26 protein-coding genes, 1 other RNA gene, 1 pseudogene and 2 other annotated features are annotated in these 25,370 nt (G+C 37.2%); of the genes and pseudogenes, 14 read left to right on the forward strand and 14 right to left on the reverse strand.

The annotated features are described in order from the left end of the window. The first annotated feature begins 5 nt into the window (after positions 1 to 5). Positions 6 to 1,301 (forward strand): phosphopyruvate hydratase, encoded by a 1,296-nt coding sequence (eno, locus tag PZE06_RS12145; protein WP_095310188.1) that lies wholly within the window; start codon positions 6 to 8, stop codon positions 1,299 to 1,301. Between the two features lie 199 nt (positions 1,302 to 1,500). Here eno and PZE06_RS12150 read toward each other — a convergent pair whose 3' ends face one another. Continuing rightward, positions 1,501 to 2,457 carry a nuclease-related domain-containing protein gene (locus PZE06_RS12150; RefSeq protein ID WP_150915893.1) on the reverse strand — a complete coding sequence of 319 codons (957 nt, stop codon included), beginning with the start codon at positions 2,455 to 2,457 and terminating at the stop codon, positions 1,501 to 1,503. 122 nt (positions 2,458 to 2,579) lie between these two features. Between PZE06_RS12150 and secG the strand changes: the two genes are divergently transcribed. Continuing rightward, positions 2,580 to 2,813, forward strand: coding sequence for a preprotein translocase subunit SecG (gene secG, locus PZE06_RS12155; RefSeq protein WP_095310171.1), 234 nt, complete (start codon positions 2,580 to 2,582; stop codon positions 2,811 to 2,813). A gap of 202 nt (positions 2,814 to 3,015) precedes the next feature. Here the strand turns inward: secG and PZE06_RS12160 are convergent, their stop codons facing one another. From PZE06_RS12160 to sigY, 6 genes are read right to left on the reverse strand one after another with little or no spacing between them, the layout of a single operon-like run. Beyond that, on the reverse strand, positions 3,016 to 3,792 hold the full coding sequence (locus tag PZE06_RS12160; RefSeq protein WP_150915892.1) for an ABC transporter permease: 777 nt from the start codon (positions 3,790 to 3,792) through the stop codon (positions 3,016 to 3,018). Continuing rightward, complete coding sequence (locus PZE06_RS12165; protein WP_150915891.1) at positions 3,789 to 4,673, reverse strand: ABC transporter ATP-binding protein; 885 nt, start codon at positions 4,671 to 4,673, stop codon at positions 3,789 to 3,791. The genes PZE06_RS12160 and PZE06_RS12165 overlap by 4 nt, the downstream gene beginning before the upstream one ends. A 16-nt stretch (positions 4,674 to 4,689) precedes the next feature. Beyond that, a complete protein-coding gene (locus tag PZE06_RS12170; RefSeq protein WP_137744342.1) occupies positions 4,690 to 4,881 on the reverse strand; it encodes a PLD nuclease N-terminal domain-containing protein in 192 nt (63 codons plus the stop codon). 1 nt (position 4,882) lies between these two features. After that, on the reverse strand, positions 4,883 to 5,089 hold the full coding sequence (locus PZE06_RS12175; protein ID WP_137744341.1) for a transcriptional regulator: 207 nt from the start codon (positions 5,087 to 5,089) through the stop codon (positions 4,883 to 4,885). Then, complete coding sequence (locus tag PZE06_RS12180) at positions 5,082 to 5,399, reverse strand: YxlC family protein (RefSeq protein ID WP_095310162.1); 318 nt, start codon at positions 5,397 to 5,399, stop codon at positions 5,082 to 5,084. The genes PZE06_RS12175 and PZE06_RS12180 overlap by 8 nt, the downstream gene beginning before the upstream one ends. Further along, entirely contained in the window at positions 5,396 to 5,929 is a 534-nt protein-coding gene (gene sigY / locus PZE06_RS12185) for an RNA polymerase sigma factor SigY (protein ID WP_095310160.1), read from the reverse strand. The genes PZE06_RS12180 and sigY overlap by 4 nt, the downstream gene beginning before the upstream one ends. Positions 5,930 to 6,159: 230 nt before the next feature. Between sigY and PZE06_RS12190 the strand changes: the two genes are divergently transcribed. The 4 genes from PZE06_RS12190 to ssrA all read left to right on the forward strand — a co-directional run bounded on the left by PZE06_RS12190 (position 6,160) and on the right by ssrA (position 10,556). Next, positions 6,160 to 6,906 (forward strand): alpha/beta hydrolase, encoded by a 747-nt coding sequence (locus PZE06_RS12190; protein ID WP_137744339.1) that lies wholly within the window; start codon positions 6,160 to 6,162, stop codon positions 6,904 to 6,906. A 19-nt stretch (positions 6,907 to 6,925) separates the two neighbouring features. Next, positions 6,926 to 9,226: a ribonuclease R gene (rnr, locus tag PZE06_RS12195; RefSeq protein WP_150915890.1), complete on the forward strand. Its 2,301-nt coding sequence runs from the start codon at positions 6,926 to 6,928 to the stop codon at positions 9,224 to 9,226. 235 nt (positions 9,227 to 9,461) lie between these two features. Continuing rightward, a complete protein-coding gene (gene smpB / locus PZE06_RS12200; RefSeq protein WP_095310152.1) occupies positions 9,462 to 9,929 on the forward strand; it encodes an SsrA-binding protein SmpB in 468 nt (155 codons plus the stop codon). 267 nt (positions 9,930 to 10,196) lie between these two features. Then, positions 10,197 to 10,556, forward strand: a transfer-messenger RNA (tmRNA) gene (gene ssrA, locus PZE06_RS12205). A 420-nt stretch (positions 10,557 to 10,976) separates the two neighbouring features. Here ssrA and PZE06_RS12210 read toward each other — a convergent pair. Continuing rightward, positions 10,977 to 11,918, reverse strand: coding sequence for a helix-turn-helix transcriptional regulator (locus PZE06_RS12210; RefSeq protein WP_225315193.1), 942 nt, complete (start codon positions 11,916 to 11,918; stop codon positions 10,977 to 10,979). A 119-nt stretch (positions 11,919 to 12,037) separates the two neighbouring features. On the opposite strand from PZE06_RS12210, the gene PZE06_RS12215 reads away from it, so the two are divergent. Then, a complete protein-coding gene (locus tag PZE06_RS12215) occupies positions 12,038 to 12,601 on the forward strand; it encodes a dihydrofolate reductase family protein (RefSeq protein WP_150915888.1) in 564 nt (187 codons plus the stop codon). A 240-nt stretch (positions 12,602 to 12,841) separates the two neighbouring features. Here the strand turns inward: PZE06_RS12215 and PZE06_RS30095 are convergent, their stop codons facing one another. Both PZE06_RS30095 and PZE06_RS12220 read right to left on the reverse strand, forming a co-directional pair. Continuing rightward, complete coding sequence (locus tag PZE06_RS30095; RefSeq protein ID WP_170943604.1) at positions 12,842 to 13,081, reverse strand: nucleotide-binding domain-containing protein; 240 nt, start codon at positions 13,079 to 13,081, stop codon at positions 12,842 to 12,844. Between the two features lie 12 nt (positions 13,082 to 13,093). Continuing rightward, the gene (locus PZE06_RS12220; RefSeq protein WP_225315199.1) at positions 13,094 to 14,035 is read right to left on the reverse strand and encodes a zinc-binding dehydrogenase; all 942 of its coding nucleotides are present in this window, start codon (positions 14,033 to 14,035) and stop codon (positions 13,094 to 13,096) included. 130 nt (positions 14,036 to 14,165) lie between these two features. Here PZE06_RS12220 and PZE06_RS12225 point away from each other — a divergent pair, with 130 nt between their 5' ends. From PZE06_RS12225 to tyrS, 4 genes are all read left to right on the forward strand, one after another. Next, complete coding sequence (locus tag PZE06_RS12225; protein ID WP_095310865.1) at positions 14,166 to 15,008, forward strand: hypothetical protein; 843 nt, start codon at positions 14,166 to 14,168, stop codon at positions 15,006 to 15,008. Positions 15,009 to 15,422: 414 nt separating this feature from the next. Further along, complete coding sequence (locus PZE06_RS12230) at positions 15,423 to 15,821, forward strand: DUF2500 domain-containing protein (protein WP_095310864.1); 399 nt, start codon at positions 15,423 to 15,425, stop codon at positions 15,819 to 15,821. 481 nt (positions 15,822 to 16,302) lie between these two features. Beyond that, positions 16,303 to 16,521 carry a hypothetical protein gene (locus PZE06_RS12235; RefSeq protein WP_150915886.1) on the forward strand — a complete coding sequence of 73 codons (219 nt, stop codon included), beginning with the start codon at positions 16,303 to 16,305 and terminating at the stop codon, positions 16,519 to 16,521. Positions 16,522 to 16,659: 138 nt separating this feature from the next. Then, positions 16,660 to 16,915 (forward strand) — a binding site (T-box leader). A gap of 86 nt (positions 16,916 to 17,001) precedes the next feature. Then, positions 17,002 to 18,216, forward strand: coding sequence for a tyrosine--tRNA ligase (gene tyrS, locus PZE06_RS12240; protein ID WP_150915885.1), 1,215 nt, complete (start codon positions 17,002 to 17,004; stop codon positions 18,214 to 18,216). A gap of 367 nt (positions 18,217 to 18,583) precedes the next feature. Here tyrS and PZE06_RS12245 read toward each other — a convergent pair whose 3' ends face one another. The 3 genes from PZE06_RS12245 to PZE06_RS29855 form a co-directional block, all read right to left on the reverse strand. Beyond that, a complete protein-coding gene (locus PZE06_RS12245) occupies positions 18,584 to 19,108 on the reverse strand; it encodes a GNAT family N-acetyltransferase (RefSeq protein ID WP_306421198.1) in 525 nt (174 codons plus the stop codon). A gap of 50 nt (positions 19,109 to 19,158) precedes the next feature. Then, positions 19,159 to 19,379 (reverse strand) — a binding site (T-box leader). A 73-nt stretch (positions 19,380 to 19,452) separates the two neighbouring features. Then, positions 19,453 to 20,115, reverse strand: a complete 663-nt coding sequence (locus PZE06_RS12250) for an MOSC domain-containing protein (protein WP_150915884.1) — start codon at positions 20,113 to 20,115, stop codon at positions 19,453 to 19,455. A 303-nt stretch (positions 20,116 to 20,418) separates the two neighbouring features. Further along, complete coding sequence (locus tag PZE06_RS29855; RefSeq protein WP_225315198.1) at positions 20,419 to 20,505, reverse strand: hypothetical protein; 87 nt, start codon at positions 20,503 to 20,505, stop codon at positions 20,419 to 20,421. A gap of 357 nt (positions 20,506 to 20,862) precedes the next feature. Between PZE06_RS29855 and PZE06_RS12255 the strand changes: the two genes are divergently transcribed. From PZE06_RS12255 to PZE06_RS12265, 3 genes are all read left to right on the forward strand, one after another. Continuing rightward, positions 20,863 to 21,282, forward strand: a complete 420-nt coding sequence (locus PZE06_RS12255) for a hypothetical protein (protein WP_150915883.1) — start codon at positions 20,863 to 20,865, stop codon at positions 21,280 to 21,282. Positions 21,283 to 21,358: 76 nt separating this feature from the next. Further along, the gene (locus PZE06_RS12260; protein WP_150915882.1) at positions 21,359 to 23,872 is read left to right on the forward strand and encodes an ABC transporter permease; all 2,514 of its coding nucleotides are present in this window, start codon (positions 21,359 to 21,361) and stop codon (positions 23,870 to 23,872) included. Then, positions 23,873 to 24,520, forward strand: a complete 648-nt coding sequence (locus PZE06_RS12265; RefSeq protein ID WP_137743930.1) for an ABC transporter ATP-binding protein — start codon at positions 23,873 to 23,875, stop codon at positions 24,518 to 24,520. A gap of 548 nt (positions 24,521 to 25,068) precedes the next feature. Here the strand turns inward: PZE06_RS12265 and PZE06_RS12270 are convergent. Beyond that, positions 25,069 to 25,355: pseudogene (locus PZE06_RS12270) on the reverse strand (transposase). Positions 25,356 to 25,370: the final 15 nt, after the last annotated feature.

A 25,370-nucleotide genomic window follows, 5' to 3' on the forward strand; every position in this document is an offset into this window, starting at 1 on the left:
TGAACATGCCTTATATCCAACATGTATATGCACGTGAAGTGCTAGATAGCCGTGGTAATCCAACTGTAGAAGTAGAAGTATTAACTGAATCTGGTGCGTTTGGCCGCGCTTTAGTACCATCTGGTGCTTCAACTGGTGAATACGAAGCTGTTGAGCTTCGTGACGGTGACAAGTCACGCTACCTTGGCAAGGGAGTACAAAAAGCAGTGGATAATGTGAACAACATTATTGCGGAGGAATTAATTGGTTTAGATGTAACAGACCAAGTGGGCATTGACCGTTTAATGATCGAATTAGATGGTACTGAAAATAAAGGAAAGCTAGGAGCAAACGCTATTCTTGGCGTATCTATGGCTTGTGCTCATGCAGCAGCAGATTTCGTAGGTCTTCCATTATATCGCTACCTAGGCGGCTTCAATGCGAAGCAATTACCAACTCCAATGATGAACATCATCAACGGTGGTTCTCATGCTGATAACAACGTTGATTTCCAAGAGTTCATGATTTTACCTGTTGGTGCGCCAACTTTCAAAGAAGCAATCCGCATGGGTGCTGAAGTATTCCACGCATTGAAAAAAGTTTTATCTAGCAAAGGTTTAAATACTGCTGTTGGTGATGAAGGTGGATTCGCGCCAAACCTTGGTTCTAACCGTGAGGCACTTGAAGTTATCATCGAAGCAATCAAAGCTGCTGGCTATGAGCCAGGAAAAGATATCTACCTTGGTATGGACGTTGCTTCTTCTGAATTCTTCAACAAAGAAACGAAGAAATATGATCTAGCTGGTGAAGGCCGCACAGGCTTAACTTCAGCTGAAATGGTTTCCTTCTATGAAGAGCTAGTAAATGAATTCCCAATCATCTCGATCGAAGACGGTTTAGATGAAAACGACTGGGAAGGACACAAACTATTAACTGAGCGCATCGGCGGCAAAGTTCAATTAGTTGGAGATGACTTATTCGTAACGAACACGAAGAAGCTTGCTCAAGGGATTGAACAAGGCGTAGGTAACTCTATCCTTATCAAGGTTAACCAAATCGGTACCCTTACTGAAACATTTGATGCCATCGAAATGGCGAAGCGCGCTGGTTACACAGCTGTAGTATCTCACCGTTCTGGTGAAACAGAAGACGCAACAATCGCTGACATTGCTGTTGCGACAAATGCTGGTCAAATCAAGACTGGTTCCATGTCTCGTACAGACCGTATCGCGAAATACAACCAATTACTACGCATCGAAGACGAGCTTGGCGATTTAGCTATCTATGATGGGTTGAAGAGCTTTTATAACTTGAAGAAGTAAAATTTGATGAGGCGGTCCCTTTGGAGGGACCGCCTTTTTGGTGAGTTTTCGTGCTATTTAGAAGTTTCGCCGATATATTCCGATTTTCGCCGATAAAACTTATTTTTCGCCGATATATTCCGATTTTCGCCGATAAAACTTATTTTTCGCCGATATATTTAAATAATCGCCGATATATCTATTTACGCCGTCTTTAGTTTCAAGGTTTGAGATACTTTCTACCTTTATTAGCTCCTTTTGTTGGTAGGTTCAAAGATTTTAATAGTCTTTTTGCAGTATCCTCGGACTGCAAATGCACAAAATCCCGAAATTGTTTATTGGTTATGGATGCACCGAACAAATGGAAGTAATCCTCTATAGCAATAACATGCGCATTTTTGTCTTTTGTTCCACACTCTTGGCAAAACCACGTTCTGTTTTTCCTTATCATAGGTATTCGTCCGCATTGTGGACACCTGACTCCAGTTAAAATTTCACTCTTTCTCAGCCCGTACTTCTCTAGTGCATCAAATTCCTCTTCCACATGACTTTTTAATAGCTGTTTGCTTAATTTTCGTACCTCTTTTGGATCAAATAATTCAGTTTGGAAAATGCGATCTACTTCAGCTATTTTATCCAATAAACTATGTCCATGAATGACTTTTTTTAAAACTTGGCGGTTCTGTGGATTTGTTTTCACGATCGTGGAGGGATTACTAATGACAACAAAGTAATCGATAGGTAGAGAAACGTTACGGGAGTGGAAAAAACTTTTTAATTGCTGCTGATGCCATTTTGCTTGAGAGATGGGATCTTGAAAGCCTTCTTCTTTTTCTTTTGCGATGCGGATCATTTGATTGAAGGTGTCATCAAAGAAAAGCGTTCCGAAAAAGTTTTTACATTCGAGGATGAGGGCGAAGCGCGTCGTGAGGAGAAGGTGATCCATTTGAAAATGGGACTTTCCACTAGGGAGACGGAGAGAATGAAACAGATAATACTTTTTATCTGGTAAAAAATTAAGGTAATAGGCGACAGCTTTTTCTCCTCGGTACCCTTTTAAGAAACGGGCATAGTCTGCTTCAATTTCGGAATATTTTGGGTGGGATTCGTGTAGCCGTCGAAGCAAACATTCAAGAGCAACAACTTTAACGGGGATCATCAATTTCTTAATCTGCAATAGCAACACTCCTTTTCGTTAAAGTATTCGCCAACTAGATTCAAACTCCTCTATTGTTCAAAAAATTAAAGTGTGATAAAATATAAGATACTGTGAAATGTTCGTTTCAGGAGGTGGACTTCATGCATACTCTATTTATTACATTATTAGTAATTGTATCAATTGCTTTAATTGCTGTCGTACTTTTACAATCTGGAAAAAGTGCAGGCCTTTCAGGTGCCATCTCTGGTGGAGCGGAGCAGCTTTTTGGAAAGCAAAAGGCACGTGGACTTGATTTAATTCTCCACCGCGCTACCATCGTTTTATCTGTGTTATTTTTCGTTTTAACGTTTGTTGTCGCTTATTTAGGAGTTTAGAAATATTTAAAACCTGACCAACTTGTTGATGGTCAGGTTTTTTCGTGGTTTAGAAAAAAGGTTCAACGTCAACTGCTGGGATTAAAGTTATCACGCTTCGTTTGGCAATAAATAGCCTAAATTACTAGCCAAGCAGACAAAGCCTTCGACGACTTTTATAGGCGATTTGTGAAGCATTCCGGAGACGATGTAATCTTTCTGTTTAGTATTGCTCAAATCGTTGAAAGCGCATTGTTGCCAGGAATAGGCATAATACTGTTAAAGCAATTGTTGTTAAAATGACGGTCATGCTATTCTCTAACAGCTTTCCGTCCATTAGGATGGCGACAGCATGTGTCCTGAGATTGGTCGGACTCCACGCGGTAAATTTGCTGAAAAGGTTACTTACTACGGATAGCCCGCCTACGGTCAAAACACTAACAGCTGCAATTCCGCTTGCAGACTTGAGCAGCGTACCAGCTAAAATCGTTACAGAGATGATAAAAATGATCCAAAGACAATAGATGAGAAAGCTAGAGAAGAGGAATTCCCATCTGACTGGCTCAAATAACAGGTTTGTGTAATAAAAGGTAAGTCCGTAGCTTAATACAAACGCAATAAGAGCAATCAATATCTGACCTGTCCATTTGCTAGCTATATATTGAAAGGCAGAAACTGGGCGAACCATAACGAGTGTTAACGCTCTGCTTTGGCGTTCATTTGCGATCACACCCATAGCTGCAAGAACGAATAGCAATGAGCCGACCGTTCCGAATTGACTTAAAGTAGCTGCTAAAACTTCTGAGCCCGGAGGAGTAGGAATTTCGATCACGGTGCCTTCAGGTAGATTTCCTGCACTTTCCAAAATTTGTGGCATATAATAGGTCGTGATTGGCTGTGAGATGCCGATAATCATAAAAGCAATCGGGAGCCAAATCCATTTCCCGTTTCGGAAGTTTTCCATTAATTCTTTCTGTAGTAGTGTTATAAATGTTCTCATTGGTTCATCACCTTCATATAAGCGTCCTCTAGGGAATCCTGCAAACGTTCAAAATGTACAAGCGTGCGCTTCTTTTCCATAAGTCTTTGCAAGAGTAGATTGGTGTCAAAAGCAGGGTTTGGAAAAAGGGTTACCGTGTTTGTGTCAATATACTCAACCATGACAAGATCCTCGAATACATTTTCTAAGCTTTCTGCTGTTTTAATTTGAACGGCCGAGGAGGCCTGACTATTTTTAAGCGAGTCCAAGCTTCCGTTCCACATAATGCTTCCTTCTTTCAAGATTATGACCGAGTCGCAAACTTGCTCGGCGTCATGAAGAACATGGGTTGAAAAAAGAATGGTCATTTCGCGCTTTAATTTGGTTAAGATTTCAAGAACATCTCGTCTGCCATTGGGATCTAGAGCGGATACGGGTTCATCCAAAATTAAAAGATCTGGCTCATGCAAGAGTGCCTGAGCAAGTCCAAGCCTTTGCTTCATCCCACCTGAAAAACCACCGATCCTTTTGTTTCGAACATCTTTTAAACTGACGAATTCTAGCGTCTCCGTAATTTTGTCTTCAAGCTTTAATTTTGAGAGCTGTGATAGCTTTCCGGCAAATTGTAAAAATTCTTTGGCAGTCATCCATGGAAAAAAAGTAGGATGCTGAGGAAGAAAGCCAATTCGCTGTCTGAAATCGGTAGATGCAGCTTTAGCAAATTGGATTTTCCCAGAAGTGGGAGCTAGTAATCCCGCTAGCATTTGCAAGGTCGTTGTTTTACCGGCTCCATTTGGACCGAGTAGTGCTACACATGTCCCTCTTTCGATTTGAAAAGAGATTCCTTTAACTGCCTGATGTTGTTTATATGTTTTCGTTAAGTTCTGAATATTAACTAGCATGATTTTGGCTCCTATTCTATTCTTTTTTTGGTCCTATAATGAAATAGAGTATCGGTCCAAAGATGCTAATGGAGACAATGATCATACACCACATCCATTTCGGCCCGGTCGTTTCCTCCTGTTTGAGACAGTTCACTAAAGCTGCAATTGCAAGGATCGCTTGTAAAATTAGCAAGGGCGTCACAATAGCCCAGTTGATTTCTCCCATTTTAATCACTCCTATTTTGTTTTCTTTTGTTAGGAAGGATGACGAATAAGAAATAGAACACGGTTGGCATCGGGATTTGGATGAGCCCCCATATTCCCCAAAACCATGGATAGCTTCTTCTTTTTTTGGCGTCAATAAAGAGCAGAATGCTTTGTGCTAAAACGAAAGGTAAGAGTAATAACAAGATGAATAATGTTTGTTCATTCATGATAAAATTCTTCCTTCCGAAGGGCCTTTTTTAAAAAGAAGAAAAGTATGGGGGCCCCGATGAGTGCAACAATTTGTGTCAGAATAAAAATGACAGGTGCTTTAAGTACAGCCACCGTGAAGATGCTCAAAATAAACAGTGCAGTCAAAATAAAGAGACTTAGTTCTTTGCGGAATGCTCTCCTTTGTTCCATTTTGGCGATGATCAGCTGTTCTTTAAGCTCATGAGTGGACGGAGTCGAATGGTTGCTAAGTTTATCGAGCTGCTCCCAGTCTTCTTTTAACTGTGTGAAGCGTTCTTTTTCATTCATCGTTCCCACTCCTTTCGTAAACGTTGTATTCCAATGTGGACCCTTGATTTGACGGTGCCTGTACGAATGCCAAGCATCCTGCCAATCTCTTCATAGGTATAGCCATAGTAATGGTGAAGTAAGATAGGTGTTCTCACATCCGCATCGAGTTGGTTGAAATCTGTAAAAGTGTCACTCCACTCAACAGCTCTAGAATTGGCGACCCAGCTTAACTGACGTGAGAGGCTTCGTTCGATACGGTCTATCTTTTTCCGTTCTCTTTCTTGCTTGCGGATAGCATCAATGTAGAGACGGGATGCAATCGAAATCAACCATGTTGAAAATTTTGCTTTCCCTTTAAAGGAAGAAAGATTGGTATAACATTTAATCATCGTTTCTTGAGCCAGTTCTTTGCTTGCTTCTTCGTTTAAGGTAAGCTTTAGTAAGTATTTAAATAAAAAAGAATAATGCCGATGAAAAAGAAGGGCGAATGCCTCGTCGTTTCCCAGCTTTGCTTTGTGTATGAGGGATATATCATCATCTTGCTCCACGTAGATGCCTCCTTTCTGTCTGCACATCTATAAGACGATGGATTCTTCTCTTGCGTTCATTTTTTTTTCAAATTTATTTCATCATGGCATAGATTCACCCAAAAAACGAATCTTGCTTTGCGCTAATAAGAACGAGTCACCATGCTAAACCTGAGTCCTTTCAGTGGATTGAACCGACTTCGATTGTTTAAACTAAGAGAGGAATGTTTGTGATAAAGGAGTATACACATATGAAAATTTCTCAACCAAAGCCCTTTCTATTTGAAAGAGGAAAAAGAGCAGTTTTATTTTTACATGGTTTTACCGGAAATAGTGCTGATTGCCGTATGATGGCTCGTTTCCTTGAAAAAAAAGGTTATACTTGTTATGGACCGCAATATAAGGGGCATGGTGTTCCGCCAGAAGAACTTGTCCATACTGGACCAGATGATTGGTGGCAGGACGTCATGGAAGGATATCATTTTTTAAAAAATAAAGGCTACAATGAAATGGCCGTTGTGGGGCTTTCACTAGGTGGCGTATTTTCTTTGAAATTGGGTTACACTGAGCATATTAAAGGAATTGTACCGATGTGTGCACCGATGTTTCTTAAGAGTGAAGAAGTCATGTACAAAGGAGTTCTAGAATACGCCCGCGAGTATAAAGAGCGGGAAGGAAAATCAGCGCAACAAATCGAGGAAGAGATGGAACAATTCCAAAAGACGCCAATGAAGACGTTAAAGGCGCTGCAAGAATTGATTGCTGAAGTCAGAAAGAACATCGATATGATCTACGCACCGACCTTTGTTGTCCAAGCGCGCCATGACAAAATGATCAACACGGAAAGTGCTAATATTATCTATAACGAAATTGAATCGCCAGAAAAAGAAATCAAGTGGTATGAAGAGTCTGGTCATGTTATTACCTTTGATAAAGAGAAGGATCAGCTTCATGAGGATGTGTTCAGGTTTCTAGAATCACTAGATTGGGAAGAATAATGATAAGAGGAGGGATATAATGGATGATCCGATAAAGCAGCATATAGACAAGCTTCTTCATTATATGGAGGATGAAGCGTATAAGCCACTGACCGTTCAGGAGTTGGAATCTGCGTTTGGAATTGCCGATTCTACTGAGTTTAAAGAATTTGTCAAAGCCCTTGTGATTATGGAAGAAAAGGGTCTGGTCGTACGGACGCGCAGCAATCGCTACGGTCTTCCTGGAAAGATGAACTTGATCCGTGGAAAGCTGACAGGCCATGCGAAGGGATTTGCCTTTGTTATTCCTGATGAACCAGGACTGGATGATATTTTTATTCCACCGAATGAGACGAATAACGCTGTTCACGGTGATACTGTTTTGGCAAGAGTATCAACAGAAACCTCCGGTCAAAGACGTGAAGGAACGATCGTGCGAATCATTGAGCGTGGGATTAAACAAATTGTTGGTACATATACCGAGAGCAAGCATTTTGGCTTTGTCATCCCCGATGATCAAAAATTTGCCAGTGATGTCTTCATCCCGAAGGCTGCTTCGAAGGGAGCAGTAGAAGGCCATAAAGTGGTCGTCAAAATAACGACGTATCCCGAAGGAAGAAAAAGTGCGGAAGGAGAAGTAATTGAAATTCTTGGTCATAAAAATGATCCAGGAGTCGATATTCTTTCCGTCATCCATAAGCACGGGCTTCCCGGGCCATTTCCAGATGATGTCATCGAGCAAGCAAATGAAACTCCTGACTCTATCGATGAAGAAGAGATAAAAAATCGTCGCGACTTGCGAGACGAAATGATCGTCACAATTGATGGTGCAGATGCAAAGGATTTAGATGATGCCGTAACTGTGACAAAGTTGGATAACGGAAACTTCAAGCTTGGCGTTCATATTGCCGATGTTAGCTATTATGTGGAAGAGGGTTCCCCGATTGATAGGGAGGCAGCTGATCGTGGGACAAGTGTCTATTTAGTAGACCGCGTCATTCCGATGATTCCGCACCGTCTATCAAATGGAATTTGTTCTCTCAACCCAAAAGTGGATCGGTTGACACTATCATGTGAAATGGAAATATCGCCTGATGGTCAAGTCGTGAATCATGAGATTTTTCAAAGTGTCATTAAGACGACGGAACGGATGACGTATAGTGATGTGAACAAAATTTTAACAGACAAAGATGAAGAACTGATCGAACGCTACAAGCCGTTAGTGCCAATGTTTGAGCTTATGGAGGAATTGGCACAAATTTTACGCGATAAAAGGATGCATCGTGGAGCGATCGACTTCGATTTTAAAGAAGCAAAGGTTCTTGTCGATGAGGATGGGAAGCCAACAGATGTCGTTCTGCGTGAACGTTCCGTTGCTGAACGCCTTATTGAAGAATTCATGCTTTGTGCAAACGAAACGGTGGCCGAGCATTTCCACTGGCTCGATGTTCCATTTATTTATCGCGTTCATGAGGACCCGAAAGAGGATAAGCTGAGAAGATTCTTTGAGTTTATTACGAATTTTGGCTACATTGTCAAGGGAACGGCTAATTCGGTCCATCCTCGCGCATTGCAGGAAATCATTGAAGAGGTGCAAGGGAAACCGGAGGAAATGGTTGTCTCTACCGTGATGCTACGTTCAATGCAAAAGGCAAAATATGATCCGGAGAGCTTAGGTCATTATGGCTTGTCGACTGAATTCTATACGCACTTCACATCGCCGATTCGCCGCTATCCTGATACGATTGTCCACCGTTTGATTCGTACCTATTTAATCGAAGGAAAAATGGATCAGGCAACCCGCGAAAAGTGGGATTCACAGCTGCCAGAAATCGCTGAGCATACGTCGAAAATGGAACGCCGAGCAGTGGATGCGGAGCGGGAAACAGACGAGCTGAAAAAAGCGGAGTACATGGAAGATAAAATTGGACAAGAATATGACGGAATTATCAGCTCCGTCACCAATTTTGGCATGTTTGTCGAGCTCCCGAACACGATTGAGGGACTTGTCCATGTTAGCTATATGACCGATGATTATTATCGTTATGATGAGCGTCATTATGCGATGATTGGAGAAAAAACCGGCAACGTATACCGCATTGGTGATGAAATTACCGTTCGTGTTGTCAAAGTGGACAAGGATGAGCGTTCGATCGATTTTGAAATAGTCGGTATGAAAGGAACTCGACCAAGACGTCCAGAAGAAGGCGCTCGCAAAGTTTTCAAAACAGGAAGCTCTGAAAAGAAACCACGCAAGGGCTCTGGAAAACCAGATGGACAAAGAAAGAAGAAAAAGCATTACGAAAATGCGCCAAAAGCCAAGCGGAAAAAGAAAAAGTAAGGGGAAGGAGCCAATTGATTGGCTCCTTTTCCGGTTGATTTTGTGGATATCGGCGATTTTTTTATTATATCGGCGAAAAATGAGATTTATCGGCGATTTTTGCAATATATCGGCGAAAACCGTGTTTTATCGGCGAAAAAACGATTATATCAGCGAAATCCATCTTTCAGCTTCCAATTTGAGACTGTGCCTTTTTTTTGTTAAAATAAAGAGCAGTATGTTAGGGGGAAATCATATGCCTAAAGGCGCTGGTAAGGTTATTGCCCAAAATAAAAAAGCGTATCACGACTATTTTATCGAAGAAACGTTTGAAGCAGGAATTGTTTTGCAGGGCACAGAAATTAAGTCGATTCGTGCAGGGAGAGTCAATCTGAAAGACTCCTACGCTCAAATTAAAAACGGAGAAATGTTTTTAATGGGAATGCATATCAGCCCATACGAGCAAGGCAATCGTTATAATCACGATCCGCTTCGCACGCGAAAGCTACTTCTTCATAAAAAGGAAATTAATAAGCTAATCGGGGAAACGAAGGAAGCTGGGTACTCGATTGTTCCCGTTAAACTTTATTTAAAAAATGGTTATGCGAAAGTATTAATTGGTCTTGCTAAGGGTAAGAAAAAGTTTGATAAACGTGAGGACTTAAAGAAGAAGGAAGCCAAACGTGATATTGAGCGTGCGTTCCGCGAAAGACAAAAGATGTAAGGTTAATCAAAACATTTTTTACAGAACCTTACAATTGATTTAGAGCATGTTTGTGATATAATAATAACTGTCACCAAGAGTGACGCAAACTGATAGCTCATCTATTTCGAGCATTCCGTTTCATTCCATCGTCTTGTTTGTGTGAAAGACCATAAGCAGACATTTAATGTTTAGCGCAGGCTCAGGAACAATCCGTCCGAAGGTTTAACAACAAGCCTTCATGGCGGTGCATGTGCCGAGAAAGGGAGCCTTCCGCTTCTCTAACATGGGGACGCTACGGATTCGACAGGGGTAGTTCGAGCTTAGGTTGCGAGTCGCGGGGATCGGCCGCGTACCAACGTCAAAGCCAATAACTGGCAAACAACAAAACAACTTCGCTTTTGCTGCTTAATTAGCGCATAGCGGTTCGCCCCTCCATCGCCCATGTGGTAGGGTAGCGGACTCAACTTTAGTGGGCTACGCCGGATCCCACCGTCTGAGGGAGAAGAAAGAGAATAACCAGACTAGCTGACCGGGCGCCAGTCGATAGGCAGATGGCTCAGCGAAACACGAATATATCGACTACACTCGTAGATGCTTAAGTGCCGATATCTTTGGACGTGGGTTCGACTCCCACCGTCTCCACCAAATACATATTTGGTGGTTTTTTATTTTTGTGAATTAAAGTATATTTTTGCCGTTTTGGCAACGATATGCTTCAATAAAGATAAAGTTTTCGGAATAACTGTAGTGTCGCTTAAAGCAAAGGTGACAAACTTAAGCTTTAAAAAAGTAACAAGAGTATTTACTTTCTTTATATTATAGATATAAGTATTACCTTTTTTGTAATTGCAATGTATATTTTTAATGAATATCACTACCATAAAATGAGTATTGCAAATTAATCATCTCTCCTTAAATGATATTTTGAAGGGAGATGATTTTTCATTTGGAAAATTATAATAATGAAGAAATGTACTTCCGTTAACGGGCAGAAAAGTTAAATAAGGTGAATATTAAAACAGTTGCTCCTGATTTTAATAGTGGATTAGTAAAAAAATAAATATTTTAATTATCATCTTGATACATAGTTAAAATTTCTTCCGCTTGTTTACGTAATCCCACGATTAATTCCTTTGGTTCTAAAATTCGTGCGTGACTTCCAAGTCTTAAAAATAGTGATGTTATAAAATTAAGTTCACCTCTATCTATGATTGTATCTATATATCCAGTTCCATCTTCTTGCGTGACTACAAAGCCCTCAAAATAAGGAACACTTTTACATTGACGGATACCTTCCATAGTTAAATGCACATGCAGTCGAATTGGGTTTTTTATTTCAATAAAGTTGAACCATTCTTTTAAATTCATGAATTCATCTTCGTTTTCTTCAGTTGATAAAATGGAAAGAATACGATCTACACGATACAGTAATATTTTTTTCTTATGATAATCGTAAGCAGGCAAATACCATAATCCATCATGGGCATATACACCGATAGGACGGATGTGTTTATTCCTTATACCTGATTTAGATTGATATTGAATGTGTAAATTTCTATTCTCAATAGAATACTTTAAAACATCGTTTAAAAGGGGGGTATCAATCGTTCTTTTGGGGTTCCAAAAAGCAATATAAGACCGAATTTTATCTATTTTCATTTTAGCTTCACTCTGGAGTGAACTATATAATTTATGTTCGACCGAGGTAATTTCAGTATCAAATGGCAAGTTTCGATAGTAATTTAGAGATTGAAAAGCATAGAAAATAGAAACAGCTTCTTCTTCTGTAAATAAAATTGGAGGAAGAAATCTACTCGTTAATACTGTATACCCACCATTGCGTCCTTGTTCTGAGTAAATGGGCAATCCCATATCAGATAAATCTAATATGTATCTGTGTACAGTACGAATGGATATATGAAATTCATCAGCTATTTCTTGTGCAGTAAACTTTTTCTTAGTCGTAACAAACATAAGAATATCTAACAGACGCTTGGCTTTTGACACTTTTTTCACCCTTTTCATTTAATCATGTCATTACTTGTCATGTTTTACGTATAGTATAGTTTATACCTTATGATTTTAGCAATTAGGGGACATTCTATAAGATAAAAGGAGATAAAAATATGACAATTAACGAGAGAGGAAGAAGAGTGATTTTAGATTTAGCAGTTACTTTAGATGGATTTATTGAAGGGCCGAATGGAGAAGTTGACTGGTGCATTATGGACCCTGATATGGATTTTAATAAATTTTTGAATCAAATTGATACTATACTATATGGTAGAAAAAGCTACGATATATGGGGGCAATATATTCCAAAAAATGAAGACTCGGATACCGATAAAGAAATGTGGAGATTGGTTCATAGCAAAGAGAAGTATGTGTTTTCCAGAACACAAAAGGAAACTGATAATCGTGCGATATTAATAAATGATAACATTGTTGAAGAAGTTAATAAATTAAAGAAAAAGCCCGGTAGGGACATCTGGCTATATGGTGGATCAAGTCTTATTACAACTTTTATCAATTTGGGACTTGTTGATGAATTTAGATTATCTGTTCATCCAATTATTTTGGGAGAAGGAAAACCTTTATTTATAGATATAAACAAGAGAATAAATCTGCAAATAGTTGAAACCAAAAAGTTTTCTTCTGGCGTTGTTCAATTAACTTATAGATTGAATTAAACAAAAGGTACATTTCAATGAGTTTATTGTCACTTTGTTCAACTAAAGGGTACTTTAGTTGAAGAAAACCAACATATAAAGTTAAACGCTTAGGTGTTTGAATACCCTAAGCGTTTTCGTGTTCTAAATATACTTTGCCTTTTAGATGATAGTAACAAGTACCTCTTTTTTAGCTACAACATTTCTGTTTTTTATGATATTAACAGTCATTGAGTGGGTTCCTTTATATGCAGTTCCTTCTCAATGGAAGTTACCTTCGTAATATTGGTATTTGGTTGAATGCCCTAAGTCGTTAATATCTTGAGCCTTGTTACCCTTGTTGTTAACCTTCCACACAATTTCATACGGAGCAGGAACATTATGAACAGCTTCAAATAATAAACTACATCTTTTCGGACTAAGCCGTTCGTTTTTTCTATTAGTTCTATAAGTAAGTTTGGTAGATTTGGTTTGGTAATAATCGGATTTTAGTTTTAGCACATTTATTTAACATTAATCAATAATTAAAACAGCTTTTCCAGAAAAAGTTCTGTTTAATAAACCTTGGCTAACTTCAGCAATATTTTTCCATGAAGTGTTAACTTCAATATTGGTATTTATCTTTCCATCGATTACTAACTGCGCCAGATATTGCAAATCGACTGTGACATTGTGCTTGTGAATTTCTGTACCGAGATAAAAGCGGTACAACATTTGACCACCAGTATGAAGCATATTTCTGAAATTTATTGTTACTATTTCTGAATCAGAATATCCGATTGATATAATACTTCCTTCTGGTTTTAGTTTTAATAAAAGATTACTTAAATTTTCTCCACCAACCGAATCAATCACTAGATCGAAAGGTTCTAGCTTATCCCATTCCTTAGAATCCATATTTGCCATCATTACATGATTTGCTCCAGCTTCTCTTACTTGCCTAATTTTTGATTCATTACGTACAACCCCGATTGTGTACGCTCCACCCAAAGCAGCTAATTGGTGAGTTATTAAGCCTACTCCTCCGGTTGATCCGGTAATTAATACTCGCTTTCCTAATAAATTACCACCTCTTCGTAATGCATATAGTGCTGTTAGTCCAGCAACAGGTAAAGTAGCTGCTTCAGAATAATTTAATGAATCTGGTATCACTGATAAGAAACTGCTTGGGACTGCAATTCGTTCAGCCCAAGAGCCTGCCGGTAATAGGCCTACTACCCGACTTCCTTTTGAAGGTCCTTCTCCAGTTTTCGCTGGTTCTATGACAATTCCGGAAAAGTCCCATCCAGGGAAATAACCATTTGGTTTCTCTAACGCTCCCGTTATATCTCCTCGATTTAATGAGAAGGCTTTTACCTCAATGACTGCCTCCCATGGTTGGACAGCTAGTACTTGTTTGTTATTCTTAATTTTTAAGAACTCTTCTGTTGTATGATCTGTTACAACTGCACGCACCAATGTTTATACCTCCTCGTTTTTTTCTAATTACTTTTGTGTTCCATTTGTATAAAGAGTATACTGAAAAATAATCTTTCACCAAGAGTAAAACTACACTTGAAAGATTTCTAGATAAGAGGTGAAATGAATGAAATCAATTTCTCAAAGCAATATCCTTCATGATGTTCTTAATGAAATTGAATCTTTACGTAAAAAACGTCAAAGTGAATATGCTAATACCCAACATCCAGAAATGAAGCGTTTTTCTCAGCAAGAGCTAACGGATGAGGTTTTTCCTACTTATAAAAATTTGCTTATTGGCCGTTCCTCACGCATTCCTAATCGTGAAACTCTATTGCGCATTGCGGAGTATCTGGAGTGTAATTATGAAGAACGTAATCGACTACTATTGTCCGGAAAATATCTCCCTATTTTTGAAGAAAATGTTTCTGAAAAGGAATATCAAGCACGAATAGACCGAGCAAAATCAATTGTAAAAACCTTTCCTTTTCCATCCATTGTTATATCGCAGCAGTTGAAAGTATATGAAATGAACTCGTCATACCACTTTCAATTTGATATTCCTGAAAAAATATTAGAACAAAAAGATATAAGTCTAGTCGATTTGCATTTTAGCTCTGAATTCAATATTAGAGAGCGCTCTACCTTTAATAAAGAAGCTTTAAAGGGTTGGGAGAATCATGCTATTGAGGGAATACTGAAACTGAAGCAACGTTCCTTGATTTATCAGGAGGGAGATTTACTGGAAATGGTGAGGGAAAAATATGAGGGACTTTACGATGTTGGTTACTACTATAAACAAGCAGAAAATTGTATAGATAATAAAAATTGGAATGAACCAGAAACACGAATAGGCCTGTTTAAGACAGATTTATCTGGAACATTGGTTCCGGTACGCTATCAAGAGATCCGGACCTCATTTGGTAACAACATGTACCCAGAAATTATTTCGTATGTACCTATCAACTGAACATAACAGAATAAACGATAAAATTTCTGTAATATCATTTACATAAAAAGATAATGAAGTGACAATGGTCTGAATAGTTCCATTAAACTAAAGTGACCCTAAGGGTGGAAACTTTATGCTTTATTTTTTTAGAAAATTCTATTGTTGATCCTATTGCCATATCTCATGGCATACAAATAGGGAATTAATCATTTTTTGGTTCTTTTAGTGGATATTTTAACAACTGGAATAAAACTGAACAACGTTATTTCGATTAGAAATAAGTGCTTTGCTTCAATAATGGCAAGGCATTTTTCTTTCTCGAACAACAAAGTTGAGAAGCTAATAACATAATTAGCAGTATTTCCTTTATGAAACTTTGCACAACTTTTAATCGTATATGATGATAAAATAGAAACGGAGGGAGTGTTTTATATGTCAGATCCATTTTATATGGGTGATACGATGTTTCAAATCGTCCCTATTTTTATAGCAGTTATTTTTGTAATCGTTATCGGTGGAATTTTGTTTTCCGTTTTCAAAGGGATAGGACAGTGGCAAAAAAATGAACAGTCTCCAAAGCTAAACGTGCAAGCTCTAGTTAAATCAAAAAGAGCGGATGTTTCCGGTAGTTCAAATATGCATCTTCATCAAGATCACCACATTCATTCATCAAACACACATACGACATATTTCGTTACTTTCGAGTTCGAAAGTGGTGATCGTTCGGAGTTCCGTGTTTCTGGTAAAGAGTATGGTTTACTTTCTGAAGGGGATATTGGGATATTAAACTTTCAAGGCACTCGATATTTAGGCTTCGAGAGGGAAAAATGAGGATTTTAATATAACGAAATCTCGTATGTTTTTTATGAAAAATTAGACCAGCGTTAGGGAACGCTGGTGCTTTAATGTAGCTGGAAATTTTTTAAAACGAATTTTAAATTTTAGTAATTTGGCTATTATTTAGCAAACAGTTCTTTGTTATTCCAGTTTCAAAGGTTTATATAAATATGTGATTTAAAAACATCTCGTCATCATTTTAGTGGGAGATGTTTTTTTATTTTACGCTGTTTTCATAATGATTGTTTCTAGAATCGAAATGGGATTTCCTCAAATAATATTTGCTTCAATCATTTCTATTTCAAGTTATTACTTAATGATAGTTGGTCAAAATCTGATGTTCAGTGTAGACTCTCTATACTTTTTTCATCATCAATGGATTGTAACCTTTAGTCCACCGGTAAAGGAGGAAATATAGTGTCAGTAGATGCAATTGTAAGACGCTAAAGTTAAGATAAATAAGAGGTGAAAGGTTATGTTTAATTTATTGATTGTACTTGGAATGATTGTTTGTATATGGCAATTTTCCTTGGCGAAAAAAAGGAAAGCAAGGACTTCTTTATTTATCGTAATTTTAACCGGTATGATAGTGGTGTTCATGATTTTAGGCATGCTGGCTGTTCTGAAATCATTTGTGATTGTAATTGCCATTATTTTATCAATATTATTTATGTGGGTATTTACAAAGAGGTAAGGGATGCCGGCTTCAATATTCTTTGATTTTTCAAAAATAGGAATCTACCGTATTGACAAATTTAAATAACATAGTTAGAATCAGTAACAATTAATATCTGCATAACGAAGATTTGTTTAAAACATTTCGAGTATAAGAACAAAGGCTATGATAAGAAAGAGTAGCAATCATGTAAACAGACAGAAAGTGACCGGTTGATGAGAGGTGCATGTTGAACGATTGTGAATACATCTTGGAGCTGTATACCGAACAGGAAATCCTTAGTAGGCTATACCGGTTTAGCACCCGTAATCATGTGCTAAGGTATCGTCGTCTAACGACTGTACTTATTAAGATAAGCAATGTGAGTTGCTTATGAATTAAAGGTGGTAACACGAGATGAATCGTCCTTTTGGTCAATCCAAGAGGGCGTTTTTTTATTATTCTTTGTTTCTTATAGAACTTGCAATATTAGAAATAATATTACAAGGAGATGTTAGTATGTTTGTAAAACCTGAAGAACAATTAAAAATGATTATGAAGGGTGTTCAAGAAGTAGTAAACGAAGGAGAATTATTGGCTAAATTAGAGAAGTCATACGCGTTAAAGACTCCGCTTACGATTAAGTTGGGGCTTGACCCTTCTGCACCTGATATACACTTAGGTCATGCCGTTGTTTTAAGAAAAATAAAGCAGATGCAAGATCTAGGTCATAAAGCAATTATTGTTATTGGTGATTTTACGGGCCGTATTGGAGATCCAACAGGAAAGGCAAAAGGCCGGGTAGCTTTAAGTGATGAACAGGTTAAAGCAAATGCCAAAACATACTTTGAACAAATCTTTAAGGTTTTAGATTCAGAAAAGACAACGGTCCGCTTTAACAGTGAGTGGCTTTCAAAATTGACATTCGAGGAAGTCATCAAATTAGCAGCAACAACATCAGTGGCAAGAATATTAGAACGTGATGATTTCCAAAACAGATATAAAAATCAAGTGCCAATCGGAATACACGAATTTTTCTACCCACTAATGCAAGCATATGATTCGGTAGAGATACAAGCGGATATTGAATTAGGTGGTACAGATCAAACATTTAACATTCTAATGGGCCGTACACTTCAAAAACATTGGGGATTAGAAAAGCAAATTGCCATTTTCATGCCCTTACTTGAAGGTCTTGATGGTATAGAAAAGATGAGCAAAAGTCTTGGAAATTATATCGGAGTAAATGAACCAGCAGAAGTAATGTTTAAAAAGGTAATGGAAGTACCAGATAGCCTAATCATTAAATACTTTGAGTTGGCAACGGATGAACATCCAGATGAAATAGAAAACATTAAACAACTTCTTGAAAAAGGAATTAATCCAAGAGACATTAAATTTAAACTAGCTAAAATCATCACAAATTTATACTGGGGAGAAGAGGAAACAAAAAGAGCGTTAACTTATTTTGAAACGGCTTTTAGCAAAAAGGAAGTACCAGCTGATATTCCCAAACTATTAATTGAAATTGGTGCGGAAACAGTTGAAGCTGTCATTCCACAGCTCATTGAAAAAGGATTCGTAAAAAGTAAAAGCGAATTTATACGTTTAGTTAAACAAAAGGGCGTAAAGCTCAATTATGAAAAAATAAATGAAGACGATTTAGACATTGTATTAATGAACGAAGACGTATTGCAAATTGGTAAAAAGCGATTTATTCGTTTCATTAAATAAGATAAAATTCTTTTAAGAGCAAAAATGGAATAACACAACTTCTTATTTGTATGAACAATACAATCGGCTGCATTTGTGAGAAAAGACTGACTGAATTGCTCTAACCTTTTTACAAAAGGGTAAAACGCAAAATTCAACTTTTTTTAAATAAGCGATTACGTTCGCAGTTAAAGTAAATTTTCACCCAAATAGTAGTTCACACACCACTCAAATAATTAGCCGGAACGGTTACGCTGGAATTTTACTGATAATAGTAAGGTGCTCACTTTTTAAGTGAGCGCCTTATTGTGTACAGGGCATGCTACTTCTCAAGCTGCCTGAACCATTAACGTCTGAGGTGACGCCGAATTTCAAAAGGGTACGTGGACTAACGAGGAGTAAGGAGCGAATTTATATTCTCCCATTTGTAAATCGCTAGATTCAATTCGTCACCTTGAATCGTAATCTTCGTTGTTTCGCAATATTGAGCACCTAATTTTTCATAAAACAATCGGGATTTATTGTCTTCCAATACCTCTACAAATATTTTTTTGTAGCCAAGTTTTTTGAAGTGCTCAGATAATTTGCCAACAAGCTTTTTTCCAATCCCTTTGCCTTGGTATTCTTCGAGAATGTAGATGGCGGTCAAATCCCCTGAATGCTCAATAAGATTGGATTCTCTTTTTCCTCCGTCAGCAAATCCTACTATTTGGCCATCATCATTTTCTGCTACTACTACATAATTATCCAGTCGTTGTATATTTTCGATCCAAGATTTAGTTCTTTTTTTATAAGACAGTTGTTCAAGAAAGACATCGGAGACGATTCCTTTGTAAGTGGTTCTCCAGCTATCAACATGCACTTTCGCTATGCCTTCAGCATCGGACAATGCTGCTTCCCGAATGATCATCATAAAAACCCCTCTCTTTTTAGGATAAAAAAACACAAAAGGCCTGTCGCCTCTAAAGAGACGATAGGCCTTACCTAACGTGGTACCACTCTTTTTCGTTTGCCAAAACAAAAGTAAACCTTCTCATCAATTTATAACGGATTTGCTCCGTTTAGACCTGCATGTCAGTCTAACCACTCCTAGGCGAGTTGGGGAAGCTCATTGACTGCCTTTCAGCAACCGGCAGTTTTCTGGACAATTCACCTTCCTTACAACTCCTAATCATTGTGTTATGTTATGAAAATTTTTTATTTATAGTAACAAAATTAGAATTATTTTGTCAATTAAGTAGAATTAAATGAAAAAGGTCATGATTCAGCGCCTTTCAATAAACGTTTCAAATGTTGAAGCCAATTATCGGAAAGCGATGGATTAGTGATTAATTGCTGAAGTGTCTCTTCATCAACGATTTGCCGAAAATAGATTTGATGTGCTTGATATACGGTTACCGCATCTTCATGTCTGGAAATGATGCTGATGCTGTCGTCGAAACGCACTTTTCCTTCTTTAAGAACTTTACCAAAATACCCAGTATAACCAGTTTCTATCATTTTTTTGAACTGCTTTTCCATGCCAGTTCTTCTGTCAATGGTTTTACACGGCACGCGACCTTCTGTAATTTGGACAGTCGCTTCACCGATTTGAAGGATATCACCAATACAGATGGTACGTTCATCTAATCCGGAAATCGTTATGTTTTCACCAAATGCGGCTGAGTCTAGAGTTTTCCCATAATCAGCTTCCCAAAAGGAATAGTGCTCAGCAGGATAAAAGCAAACGGCACGATCAAGGCCACCGTGGTTAACTAAATCTGCCACACCATCACCGATAAATCCTTCCTTCATTAAATAAGCTTCTTTTACTATTTCCTTTTGAATGGCCGTGTTCAATATCTTCTCCTCTGAACCGTAACGCATCTCTTTTGGTTTTCCAATGGCAAGGTTAATAAGTTGGATAGTTTGTGTTTGCATACATTTGTGTCACCTTTCTTAATAATGTTATCGTTTTGTTGGAAAGACGATAAGCTTATGCTGAACTAACTTACGTTCGTACAAAGGCGAGAATGAACCTTTGCTTTCTTTTTGTTACCCATGATCTCTAGTATTGAAGAGTAAAATTAAAAACTGCTGGAATGAAAAAAGCTGTGCATCAGATTAGTTCAGCTCCTTAATTGTTTCACCATATTATTACGAGCTCTTTGATGGGGAGCTATCGATTTCCCCATTCACATATCGCACTTAATACAGGGATATATGATCTCTTATCATTCTACTTTAGGAGGTCTTATTAAATATCACTCTTTTTACAAGGCAATTTTTTTCTAATGGTTTTAACTGATCGGTTAAAACCTTTTGGGTAATTGATTAAAATATCGTACTCTATTGTTTTGACAGGATCCTTGACTAAGAAAATAGAATGATCCCTTTCCATTTTCACCTGCAACCTGCATGAAAATTTATTTCCTGTATTTATAGTTTACCAAAGGCTGTCCCTCCAAAATAGGCATAAAAATGTGGATTTCCCACAATTTTATGCATTATTTCTTAAATATTACCGCTTATTATAATAGAAAATGGTTTTGTTAAATAGAAGTGTTGTTAAAATGATTACAAAATTCAAAATTATTTGATTTAGAATTTACAATATATTGAAATCTGTTATAATGACATTCGAAAGGTTAAATTTGGATTTTGAGTAAAAAAAAGGAGGTATTATTAGTGAAGAAAAAATTGTTTAGTAGTTTAGCAGCTGTACTTGGTCTATGTTTAGTGTTTAGTGTTAGTGTATTTGCCAACCAAGATGAAAGTGATTCAAATAATAGTACAGAGAATGTCGTAGCTACTGCTGTTCCTACATGTGTTTTTACTGTGCCTCGTGGTGCGCTTACTGCTGGTGTAAGATATGATTTTAAAGTTGGAACAACATCGACCAATGGGCCGCATGTATTTTATTTTGCTCCAGGTGATAGCACTATAAGACAGCGTTATGATGGTAGAGGAAATGAACAAAGTAGAACTTTTTACCATAGCTATCCAGGCTATCAGTACCAAAAGTCTTATACTGCAAGTGCTCAAACACAAGATCAGTTAAATATCTCACGTGTAGTTAGTAAGAGCATCACCGTAAAAGCATGGTAAAAATGGAGAACTGCTAATATTTTTTACTCTGGTTCTTATCGAATCAGAGTATTATTTTATATGGAGGTGAACGTCCATGAAAATCACCCTTTCTAAAAAAAGGAAAATAATTCAATTGATTCTTCTATTATTGATTATTTTTATACTATTATCTTGCTCGATGTTGTCATTAAATTCTGCAAATAAAACTATACAACAGGATATATATGATTTCTCAAGAGGCGATTACGATATTTTGCTACGCCCGGAGAATAGCCAAACTCCGATTGAGAAAAAATTAGGGCTAGTGGAAGAAAATTATTTAGGTGTTGGCAATGGTGGGATTTCTATTGAACAATGGGAGAGTGTAAAGAATCGAGATGACGTTGAAGTAGCAGCACCAGTTGCGGCAATTGGACTTTATACCGCCAGTGCCATTAACTATTCTTTACCTGAAAGAGGCGACTCGGTCCGATATACAGTAAAATATTCGACGACAGATGGAGTCAATACTTATGATTTAGGAGAGACATATACGGCTTACTCATTTCCAGATCCTAATCGGTTTTCTGATTACTCTACTATAACCGATCATTCACTAGTCAATGTATTTTGGGGAGAGTATCCGTCATTTCTTTTTCCACTAACTTATCATCAAGTTGTAGCAATAGATGTAGAAGAAGAGAAAAAATTGACCGGCGAGGATTATTCGAAGCTAGAAGTGAGTTCTTCAGGGTTAAACCCCGATTTTGATGAAATTCCAATCCTCGGATTAAAAGATGCCAATGTTCCATTAAAAGCTTCAATACAGATTGAAAACATTGACCTTAGTGAGGATGATATACGGAAACTTAAGCATAAATATAAAATTGATTCAGATAATGGTGTTGGCTTTGAGGCATTGTCATATCGGGATAAAGAATTACATACCCAGTTAATGAAAGAAATGGCTGAAAAAACATCAATCTCGACAGAAATATATGAACTTGATTTTTCGAAAGCAATATCTCCATTCTATGATAATTATTTGTATGCGGATAAGGATTACCATTTGTTGAATTATGAGGAGCATCCATCAGAGGAAGAAATGTGGGGTACCATTGGTTCTGACAGTCAAAAGACTTATTATAGTGTTGGTCCTGTTAATTATCAATTTTTAGGTAATGAAATATCCATTAAACAAATTGGAAAAGATGAGAAATCAGATATTCCTCTTTATCGTGATATACAAAAAGAAATCAATTTTGTTACTGAAGGTCCAAATGTGATAGAGGGTGAGGGACTTTACTTTAAACATGTCGGATATTTTGAAGTAGATCAACATGAAGAGAAATTAGCCGCATCCCCACTAGGTATATATGGAATTCATCATACCTATTTAGCTAAAGATAAAGAGACGGTTTTACAACCTACATCATTGCCAGGAAGTTTTATTACAACTCCGGCACATGGGCTCATCTCTATAAAATGGGCAGAACGATTGAAAACAGATACGCCTATTGATGCCATTAGAGTCAGAGTAGCTGATATTTCTGGATACGATAAATCTGCAGCCGATAAAATTAAAAATATGGCTGCGGAATTTGAATCTGAGGGATTCACAGTTGATATTGTTGCAGGTGCATCCAATCAATCATTGACCATTAATGTAGAAGGAATTGGTGAGGTTATTCAACCTTGGACAACCTTGGGCGCAGCAGATACAATTCTAAAAAGCTGGGATATTAGCAAAATTATTCTAGTTACTTTTTTTATGATGGTTAGTCTTGTCTATATCATTTTTAGTTTCTCGAACTTAATAAAGTCTCGTCGAAATGATGAATTACTTCTAATGAGCTTTGGATGGAAGAAAGAGCACATTAAAAGACTGCGCTTTAATGAGTGGTCTCTGATATTAGGCATCCCTTTTATGTTAGCTTTTATTATGATGTTAGTGGCTAGTTTTATTATGAAAGAAACCTTATTAATTATTAGTTTAGTTATTGTTTTCATTATCGTTTGCTTATCTATGTTTCTAATTGAAAAAGTTCACAAATTAAATGTCAAACAGGAGTACTCTCCTGCGAGAAACGGGACAATTACTTGGAAAAACACTTGGTATTATCGCAGTCATATTACTTTTTCCATGTTTCAAACCTGTATAATGACAATTGTCTCAATATTTTTAACATTAGTAATGGTACTGCAAGAAAAGCAAACTACGCAAACGACGTTAGGTATATATGTCCATGGACAAATGGAGTGGTTTTATAGTGCCTTGCTAATTTTTCTTTATTCGCTAACCATTTTAACCTTGATAGAATCATTGCTTTCCCTATGGCAACAACGCTCAGATGAAATAAACACTTTCCATCATATTGGATGGAATAAAAAACAATTGTACAGTTTTTATTTAAAAGAAGTAGCGTTATGGTCAGGAATATCTGTTTTTATAGGTGTCCTTATAAGTGTAATTAGCTATCAAATATTATTTGGTAGGATCGAAGATTCACTAATATGGGTCGGAGGAATTGCGGTCATGCTTTTCACCATAATTTTATTAGTTTCTTTGTTCGTATTGTCCAATGTCCTCCATAAGTCAATTAATCTTGGATATAAGAAGGTGCGCTAAATGCAATTAAATGTGGTGAATCTAAATAAAACGTATAAAACAGCAAGCGGAGAAATTCAAATATTAAAAGATATTACATTTAATCTGGAAGAAGGTGAGTGGATCACCATTTTAGGTAGATCGGGCTCAGGTAAAACGACATTACTACAATGTTTGGCAGGTCTCCTCCCCCCGGATGAAGGGAGCCAGATACAATTTAGTAATATATCCATAAGTGAAGCAAATGAAGATGAACTGCAAAATTATAGACAAAAATATTTAGGGTTTATCTATCAAGATTTTAAATTATTTCCTCAATTTAATTGCTTATTGAACGTCATGCTACCTTTGCTTCCTTTTGAGAACAAGAATAAAGTGAAAGAAAAGGCTCTTCATCTTCTTGAAAAAGTAAATTTATCTGATCGATTAGAACATTTTCCATCACAACTTTCAGGAGGTGAGAAACAAAGAATAGCAATTGCAAGAGCGCTTATAAACGACCCGAAACTATTAATTTGCGATGAACCGACTGGTAATCTAGATGAACGAAGTCGAGATGAAGTCATTCAACTCATAGTAGATTTGAATAAAGATGGTACAAGTGTCGTTTTAGTAACACATGATCGAGAATTAATGAATTTGGGACAACAAATATTAGAATTGAATTGAGAAAAGAACGTACTATCATGCGATCAAAGCGCTCGTAACCGAGATTGCTACGGTCAAACACATACATGTAGTCCTTGTTCCTCTACCCTGATTTCAAGCTGACCTTGATCGTGTTCTGTTGCTTTTGTTATGCCTGCCTTTTCAGAGGAGGATTCGCTTTTTTATAATGAAAATGTAAATTTATACCTGCTTTTGTTTTACGGAACTTAGCACAGCTATATTTGGTCAAATTAAGTAGTAATGATAAGGACTAATAATTTTTAAAGCATTACAGGTTTTGTGTTTAGTGTTTTGGGATGAACTTGCTCTAGTAAATAAAAAAAAGCCAATGAAATAAATCTGATGGCAGGGTTATAGGTAAAGGTCAACTTGGTGAACAAACATTAACTATTATGAGTGAATTTTGAAAAAATAATGTTGCATATTGAAAAAGGAAGGTTTAACGTCAATGGTTGGAGTTAAGGCTACCTCGCTTCGCTTGGTTGCCTTTCATATGATGATGGATGTAGCATCCATCATCATATGAAAAGGATATTTGCTATCCTCCACTATCCGATATGAACTCCTATTCTTTTATACTTATGTGTTAGTAGTATTTTTGCGGAAATCTCTCAAAGCATCTATAACCAAAAGCATTTCGCTTTATGACTTTTGTCAGGTTATTGATCCTTTCTAAAAATCCATTTAAATAGTTATAGACAAAACTATTTAGGATTTCAGTCTGCCAGTTCCTAAAGGTTTGTATCGCCCTACTTATTTTTGGTAGACCAGTTTCTTCCACTCGTTTGATGTTGCCAGTATAGGCTAAGAAGGTAGAGTGGGCGTCTTGTGACATAAAAGCATATTAAAT

It is taken from the genome of Robertmurraya sp. DFI.2.37 (assembly GCF_029211245.1).
Lineage (GTDB): Bacteria > Bacillota > Bacilli > Bacillales > Cytobacillaceae > Robertmurraya > Robertmurraya methanolica_A.

Excerpts from the sequence above, each read along its gene's own strand:
- PZE06_RS12250 (WP_150915884.1), bottom strand. The coding sequence starts at position 20,115 with ATGCAAACACAAACTATCCAACTTATTAACCTTGCCATTGGAAAACCA.
- PZE06_RS12175 (WP_137744341.1), bottom strand. The coding sequence starts at position 5,089 with ATGAATGAACAAACATTATTCATCTTGTTATTACTCTTACCTTTCGTT.
- PZE06_RS12160 (WP_150915892.1), bottom strand. The coding sequence starts at position 3,792 with ATGAGAACATTTATAACACTACTACAGAAAGAATTAATGGAAAACTTC.
- PZE06_RS12235 (WP_150915886.1), top strand. The coding sequence starts at position 16,303 with ATGTTTAATTTATTGATTGTACTTGGAATGATTGTTTGTATATGGCAA.
- PZE06_RS12180 (WP_095310162.1), bottom strand. The coding sequence starts at position 5,399 with ATGAATGAAAAAGAACGCTTCACACAGTTAAAAGAAGACTGGGAGCAG.
- PZE06_RS12260 (WP_150915882.1), top strand. The coding sequence starts at position 21,359 with ATGAAAATCACCCTTTCTAAAAAAAGGAAAATAATTCAATTGATTCTT.
- smpB (WP_095310152.1), top strand. The coding sequence starts at position 9,462 with ATGCCTAAAGGCGCTGGTAAGGTTATTGCCCAAAATAAAAAAGCGTAT.
- tyrS (WP_150915885.1), top strand. The coding sequence starts at position 17,002 with ATGTTTGTAAAACCTGAAGAACAATTAAAAATGATTATGAAGGGTGTT.
- PZE06_RS12225 (WP_095310865.1), top strand. The coding sequence starts at position 14,166 with ATGAAATCAATTTCTCAAAGCAATATCCTTCATGATGTTCTTAATGAA.
- PZE06_RS12245 (WP_306421198.1), bottom strand. The coding sequence starts at position 19,108 with ATGATGATCATTCGGGAAGCAGCATTGTCCGATGCTGAAGGCATAGCG.
- PZE06_RS12165 (WP_150915891.1), bottom strand. The coding sequence starts at position 4,673 with ATGCTAGTTAATATTCAGAACTTAACGAAAACATATAAACAACATCAG.
- secG (WP_095310171.1), top strand. The coding sequence starts at position 2,580 with ATGCATACTCTATTTATTACATTATTAGTAATTGTATCAATTGCTTTA.
- eno (WP_095310188.1), top strand. The coding sequence starts at position 6 with ATGCCTTATATCCAACATGTATATGCACGTGAAGTGCTAGATAGCCGT.
- rnr (WP_150915890.1), top strand. The coding sequence starts at position 6,926 with ATGGATGATCCGATAAAGCAGCATATAGACAAGCTTCTTCATTATATG.
- PZE06_RS12265 (WP_137743930.1), top strand. The coding sequence starts at position 23,873 with ATGCAATTAAATGTGGTGAATCTAAATAAAACGTATAAAACAGCAAGC.
- PZE06_RS12190 (WP_137744339.1), top strand. The coding sequence starts at position 6,160 with ATGAAAATTTCTCAACCAAAGCCCTTTCTATTTGAAAGAGGAAAAAGA.
- PZE06_RS12170 (WP_137744342.1), bottom strand. The coding sequence starts at position 4,881 with ATGGGAGAAATCAACTGGGCTATTGTGACGCCCTTGCTAATTTTACAA.
- PZE06_RS12215 (WP_150915888.1), top strand. The coding sequence starts at position 12,038 with ATGACAATTAACGAGAGAGGAAGAAGAGTGATTTTAGATTTAGCAGTT.
- PZE06_RS12230 (WP_095310864.1), top strand. The coding sequence starts at position 15,423 with ATGTCAGATCCATTTTATATGGGTGATACGATGTTTCAAATCGTCCCT.